The following is a 4,753-nucleotide window of genomic DNA, read 5'->3' on the forward strand; positions in this document are numbered from 1 at the left end:
CCCGCGTCCCCTCCGGCCGCCGCCCTGCTCAACCGCGCCCCCAACTCCCTCACGGCCGTGACGAGTTGTTCCGGCTCGTGCACCACGAAGTCGCACTCCAGCATCGCCAGCCGGAACGCAACCCACTGCACCGCGTCCCCGACGGATCCCCGCAGCCGGCAGCTGCCGTCGTCCAACGGCTCGGGCGTGCCCAGCCAGTGGGGTACCCGGGCCGCGACGAAGTCGGCCGGGGCGGCGAACGTGACCTCGAAGTCGTAGACCTGCTGCTGCCGTTGCATCGAACGCCGCAGGTACTCCGCCGCGTTCCCCGTCGGCAGCTCGCGCGGTACGAAGCGTGCCCCGGTGGCGAACGGCTCGCTGACCCGGTCGACGCGGAAGGTGCGCCAGTCGTCCCGGTCGATGTCGTACGCCACCAGGTACCAGCGGCGACCCGTCGACACCAGCCGGTACGGCTCCGTCAGGCGCCGGGTCTCCGTGCCGTCCGCCGCCCGGTAGGCGAACCGCAGCCGCTCGTGCCCGGCCACCGTCGAGGCCATGACGGTCAGGGTCTCGGGCGCGATGCTCGGCCCGTCCCCGCTGGTCCACGGCGTGGTCGCGGCCTGGAGGGTGGTCACGCGGTGGCGCAGCCGGCCCGGCAGGACCTGCTCCAGCTTGGCCAGCGCCCGCACCGACGCCTCGTCCAGGCCTTCCACCGCGTGCCCCGCCCCGGCGCGCAGCCCGACCGCGATGGCCACGGCCTCCTCGTCGTCGAGCACGAGCGGCGGCATGGCCTTGCCGGCGACCAGCCGGTAGCCGCCGTCGGCGCCCTTGGTCGCCTGTACGGGATAGCCGAGCTCGCGCAGTCGGTCGATGTCCCGCCGGACCGTGCGGCGGGAGACCCCGAGCCGCTCGGAGAGCTCGCCGCCGGGCCATTCGCGGGGCGTCTGGAGGAGGGAGAGGAGGGTCAGCAGCCGAGCCGGAGTGTCCGTCGTCATACCGACGAGGATGCCGCACCAGTAGGACACAATCTGACCTAATGGGGGGCTACCTTCGAAGCATGAACTCCACCGACACCACTCTCGGCACGGCAGGCGGCGGGACCGACCGCCGGCGCTGGTTCGCCCTCGCGATCGTGATGACCGCGGCCTTCATGGACCTCGTCGACGTGACGATCGTCAACATCGCCATCCCGTCGATCCAGCGGGAATCCGGCGCCTCCTTCAGCCAGATCCAGTGGATCACCGCCGGTTACGCCCTCGCCTTCGCCGCGGGCCTGATCACCGGTGGACGGCTCGGCGACATCCACGGCCGCAAGCGGATCTTCCTCGTCGGCATCGGCGGATTCACGGTCGCCTCCGCGCTGTGCGGCCTCGCGGTGAACCCGGAGATGCTGGTCGCCTCGCGCTTCCTGCAGGGCGGCATGGCCGCGCTGATGGTGCCGCAGGTGCTGTCGATCGTGCACGCCACCTTCCCGGCGCACGAGCGGGGCAAGGTGTTCGGGCTGTTCGGCGCGGTCGTCGGTCTCGGGGCCGTATCCGGGCCGCTGCTGGGCGCGCTGCTGACGGAGTGGAACCTGTTCGGCTGGGAGTGGCGGTCGATCTTCCTGATCAACCTGCCCGTCGGTGTCGCCGGACTGCTCCTCGGCAGCCGCTTCATCACCGAGTCCAAGGCGCCGCGCGCCCTCAAGCTGGACCTGGTGGGTGTCGCGCTCGTGACGCTGGGCCTGCTGATGCTGCTCTACCCGCTCATCCGCGGCCGCGAGCTGGACTGGCCGGTGTGGGGGTACGTCTCGATGGCCGGCTCGCTCGTCGTCCTCGCGGTGCTGGTGGCGTTCGAGAGGCGCAAGTCCGCGCGGGACGGCTCCCCGCTGGTCGAGCTGTCGCTGTTCAAGGTCAAGAGCTTCGCGGCCGGGATCGCCGTACAGACCGTCTTCGGTGTCGCCCTCGGCGTGTTCTTCCTGGTGTGGACGCTGTACATGCAGTTCGGACTGGGCTGGAGCCCGCTGAAGGCCGGGCTGACCGGGGTGCCGTTCTCGATCGCGGTGTCGGTGGCCGCCGGGATGTCGGTGCAGAAGCTGGTCCCGCGCTTCGGCCGCAAGGTGCTCCAGGCGGGCGCGCTGGTGATGGCGATCGGGGTGCTGCTCTACATCTGGGAGTCCGGGCACTACGGCATGGACATAGCTCCCTGGCAGATGGCGCTCCCGCTCGTGGTGATGGGCGTCGGCATGGGCCTGATCGTCGCGCCGCTGACCGACGCGATCCTCTCGGAGGTGCCGCGCGAGCACGCCGGTTCGGCGTCGGGGCTGATCAACACCGTGCAGCAGATGGGCAACGCGCTCGGGCTCGCCCTGGTGTCGGTGGTGTTCTTCGGCACGATCTCCGACCATCTGCGGCCCGAGCAGATCGGCCCGGCCTTCGCGGACGCCTTCCAGAACGCGCTCGGCTACGTCGCCGCGGTGCTGGGCGCCATCTTCCTGCTGATGTTCGCGCTGCCGAAGCGGCCCGCGCAGCACGTGGAGGGGGAGCAGGCGCCGGTCGGGAACACGGAGCCGGTGCTGGTCCCCTAGGGGCGGCCGGTGCTGGTCGCCTGAGGTGCGGCGAACAGGGAGTACGGGCTCGGCACCCTCGGGTGCCGGGCCCGCCCGCATTTCTGTCTGTGCCCGATTGCGTCCGAACCTGTTTACTTTGCGGAAATCTCGGCGTAGCCTCCCGCTGAAACCACACGTTCGGGCATGAGGCGGAGGCGAACGGACATGTACGCACCGGAGCGGCAGCAGGAGATCCTCCGGCTCGCCCGTGACGGCGGCCGAGTGGATGTCGTGTCGCTGGCCGAGCAGTTCCAGGTGACGGCGGAGACGATCCGCCGTGACCTCAAGGCCCTCGACCGCGCCGGACTCGTCCGCCGGGTGCACGGCGGGGCCATCCCGGCCGGGCGCCTCGACTTCGAGCCGGACCTCGCCGAGCGCGAGACGACCGCCGCCGACGAGAAGGACAGCATCGCCAAGGCGGCCCTCGCCGAACTGCCCGTCGAGGGCACGGTGATCCTCGACGCCGGGACGACGGTGGCCAAGATGGCCGCCGCCCTCCCGCTGGAGGCCTCCCTCACGGTCGTCACGCACAGCCTCCCCATCGCGGCCCGCCTCGCCGACCACCCCGGCATCCAACTCCACCTCATCGGGGGGCGCGTACGGCACCGCACGCGCGCCGCCGTGGACGCCTGGGCGCTGCGGGCGTACGGCGAGATCCGCGCCGACGTGCTGTTCGTGGCCGCCAACGGCTTCTCCGCCGAGCACGGTCTGACCACCCCCGACCTCGCCGAGGCCGCGGTGAAGCGCGCGGCCGTGGCCGCCGCCCGCCGCGTGGTGCTGCTCGCCGACTCCTCCAAGCACGGCCAGGAGCACTTCGCCCGCTTCGGTGACCTGAGCGATGTGGACCTGCTGATCACCGACAGCGGGCTGAGCCCCGAAGACGCCGTCGCGATCGAGCGCGGCGGCACGGAAGTAGTGCGCGCATGATCCTCACCGTCACCCCCAACCCGTCCCTGGACCGCACCTACGAGGTGCCGTCCCTCGACCGCGGTGAGGTCATCCGCGCCACCGGCGAGCGGATGGACCCGGGCGGCAAGGGCGTGAACGTCTCGCGCGCCGTCGCCGCCGCCGGACAGCGCACGGTGGCGGTCCTGCCCCTGGGCGGCGCCCCCGGCGCACTCGTCGCCGACCTGCTCGACCAGCAGGGCATCGAGGTCGCGCCCGTCCCGGTCGCCGGGGCCACCCGCTCCAACATCGCCCTCGCCGAGTCCGACGGCGTCCTGACGAAGATCAACGCGCCCGGCCCCGAACTCTCCGGCGCCGAACGCGAACTGCTCCTGGAGACCGTGCGGCAGCAGTCCCGCGACGCCTCCTGGATCGCCTGCTGCGGCAGCCTCCCGCGCGGACTGGCCCCCTCCTGGTACGCCGAGCTGGTCGCCCGCGCGCACGCCGCCGGGGCACGGATCGCCCTGGACACCTCCGGGCCCGCGCTGCTCGCCGCCCTGCGTGAGCGGCCCGACGTGGTCAAGCCCAACGCCGAGGAGCTCGCCGGAGCCGTCGGCCGCCCCCTCGCCACCGTCGGCGACGCCGTCAAGGCCGCAGAGGAACTGCGTGAGATGGGTGCCCGGGCCGTCCTCGCGAGCCTCGGCGCCGACGGGCAGCTGCTCGTCTCCGACGAGGGCGCCTGGTTCGGCAGCGCCCGCGTCGCCGCCGTCCGCAGCAACGTGGGCGCCGGCGACTCCTCCCTCGCCGGTTTCCTGATCGCCGGCGGCAACGGCCCCGAGGCCCTGGCCTCCGCCGTCGCGCACGGCGCCGCGGCCGTCCAGCTGCCCGGCAGCGTGATGCCGACGCCGCGCGACCTGGACCCGGCGGCGGTGACGGTCACGGCCGAGGTCCCGGCAAACCGTGCGCTGAAGGAGCCGGCCTCATGACCCGCGGAGCCGGCCTCATGACCCACGGCGCCGGCCTCATGACCCACGGAGCGGTTCTCATGACCCACGGCGCGGGCCTCACGACCCACAGAGCTGGCCTCATGACCCACGGCGCGGGCCTCACGACCCACAGAGCCGGCCTCATGACCCACGGCGCGGGCCTCATGACAAACGGAGCCGGCCTCATGACCCACGGCGCGGGCCTCATGACAAACGGAGCCGGCCTCATGACCCGCGACGAGCAGCGCGGGTCATGAGGCCGGCTCCGTTTGTCATGAGGCCCGCGCCGTGGGTCATGAGGCCGGCTCTGTGGGTC

At 72.5% G+C, this 4,753-nt stretch carries 5 protein-coding genes; 4 read left to right on the top strand and 1 reads right to left on the bottom strand.

Annotated features, from left to right (window positions below; translation table 11 throughout):
• A partial coding sequence (locus K4G64_RS38385; protein WP_221760482.1) for a YafY family protein occupies nt 1-974 on the bottom strand: 974 nt, incomplete at its 3' end.
• 62 nt (nt 975-1,036) lie between these two features.
• Between K4G64_RS38385 and K4G64_RS38390 the strand changes: the two genes are divergently transcribed.
• The 4 genes from K4G64_RS38390 (at nt 1,037) to K4G64_RS38405 (ending at nt 4,694) form a co-directional block, all read left to right on the top strand.
• Nucleotides 1,037-2,545 carry an MFS transporter gene (locus K4G64_RS38390; protein ID WP_221760483.1) on the top strand — a complete coding sequence of 503 codons (1,509 nt, stop codon included), beginning with the start codon at nt 1,037-1,039 and terminating at the stop codon, nt 2,543-2,545.
• A 186-nt stretch (nt 2,546-2,731) separates the two neighbouring features.
• Nucleotides 2,732-3,493, top strand: a complete 762-nt coding sequence (locus K4G64_RS38395) for a DeoR/GlpR family DNA-binding transcription regulator (RefSeq protein WP_221760484.1) — start codon at nt 2,732-2,734, stop codon at nt 3,491-3,493.
• Nucleotides 3,490-4,437: a 1-phosphofructokinase gene (gene pfkB / locus K4G64_RS38400; RefSeq protein ID WP_221760485.1), complete on the top strand. Its 948-nt coding sequence runs from the start codon at nt 3,490-3,492 to the stop codon at nt 4,435-4,437. The genes K4G64_RS38395 and pfkB overlap by 4 nt, the downstream gene beginning before the upstream one ends.
• Nucleotides 4,434-4,694, top strand: a complete 261-nt coding sequence (locus tag K4G64_RS38405) for a hypothetical protein (protein ID WP_221760486.1) — start codon at nt 4,434-4,436, stop codon at nt 4,692-4,694. Before pfkB ends, K4G64_RS38405 begins: the two co-directional genes overlap by 4 nt.
• Nucleotides 4,695-4,753 lie beyond the last annotated feature (59 nt).

Origin of the sequence: Streptomyces sp. WAC04114, from assembly GCF_019733245.1 — a bacterium.
Lineage (GTDB): Bacteria > Actinomycetota > Actinomycetes > Streptomycetales > Streptomycetaceae > Streptomyces > Streptomyces massasporeus_A.

Bases quoted from the DNA above. Each gene is read 5' to 3' on its own strand.
- K4G64_RS38390 (WP_221760483.1), top strand. From the start codon at position 1,037: ATGAACTCCACCGACACCACTCTCGGCACGGCAGGCGGCGGGACCGAC.
- K4G64_RS38395 (WP_221760484.1), top strand. From the start codon at position 2,732: ATGTACGCACCGGAGCGGCAGCAGGAGATCCTCCGGCTCGCCCGTGAC.
- pfkB (WP_221760485.1), top strand. From the start codon at position 3,490: ATGATCCTCACCGTCACCCCCAACCCGTCCCTGGACCGCACCTACGAG.
- K4G64_RS38405 (WP_221760486.1), top strand. From the start codon at position 4,434: ATGACCCGCGGAGCCGGCCTCATGACCCACGGCGCCGGCCTCATGACC.